The following is a 1225-nucleotide window of genomic DNA, read 5'->3' on the forward strand; positions in this document are numbered from 1 at the left end:
GGCGCAAGTAAATCACCGTTGTATTCCACTTCCGCTTTAAGTTTGTTTACGTCACCTTTAGGCAGAGTGAGATAAACATCGCGGTTCACACCAACTTTTAACTCATCCTTTTGCCCCATCCAAACGCGAGCGTTTGCGATATCAGTTCCTGCGGCCGTTGGCATCAAGGTATCGTAGAATCGAAAACCATAACTAAGAAGTTGCTTACTTTCTGATTCACGCACACTTTGGCTCTTCGCCCCCATAACAACTGCGATAAGGCGCATGTCGCCATTGGTGGCTGACGTCGCCAAACTGTAACCTGCACCACTGGTATAGCCCGTTTTCATCCCGTCAACGTTCATGCTGCGATCACGAAGTAAACCATTCCGGTTGTATTGAGTAATGCCGTTGTACGTAAAAGACGTTTCGCTGTACATCGGATAAATATCTGGCAGATCACGAATGATTGCTTGACCCAACTTAGCTATATCATGCGGTGTTGAATACAAACCATCGCTATCTAAACCGTGAGGGTTAGTAAATGAGGAATTCGTCAAACCAAGTTGACTCGCCCAACTATTCATTAAGCTAACAAAGCCTGCTTCGCTGCCAGCGACGTGCTCTGCAATGGCAACACTAGCATCGTTTCCTGACTGAACCACCAATCCTCGATATAAATCAGACAGAGACACAGATGTGTTTACTTCGATGAACATTTTGGAAGAATCTGGGAAGTTTTTCGCCCAAGCGTTGCGACTAATGACAACTTGATCATCGAGACTGATATTGCCAGCGTTTACTTCTTGTCCTGCAACATAAGCAGTCATCAGCTTAGTTAAGCTCGCTGGGTTTAATCGCTTGTCTGCATCGCGCTCTACCAACACTTTACCTGTGTGATAGTCCATCAGTACATAACCGCGAGAGCTTAATTCAGGTGCATTAGGGACAACTGTTGGTGCAGCAAAGGCAAAGTGAGAGAAGGTAGCAAGGCCGGTAAGGAAAGTCGTGTTGAATAAGGTAATTTTTCTCATAGTGACATCTAATCTTATTAGCAATCTGTGGCTTACAAACTAAGTCGAGTATATTGAAACGCCATTCAGTTACAGCAGCAATGTTACGATTCGTTACCTTTACTCAATGTTTGTCGAGAAGAATGAGAGATGAGTAGAAATTTTCCGTCCACACATGTGATGCCCAAACGAGATCACGAAAGAACGGCCCCACGTCAATGACAGCGGGATTC

The 1225-nt window shown here is 44.9% G+C and carries 1 protein-coding gene; it reads right to left on the minus strand.

What is annotated here, in order from left to right:
* On the minus strand, positions 1 to 1013 hold a 1013-nt coding region (locus R7P74_RS24820; protein ID WP_318123299.1), incomplete at its 3' end, for a D-alanyl-D-alanine carboxypeptidase family protein.
* Between the last annotated feature and the right edge of the window lie 212 nt (positions 1014 to 1225).

It is taken from the genome of Vibrio sp. 2033, from assembly GCF_033339735.1.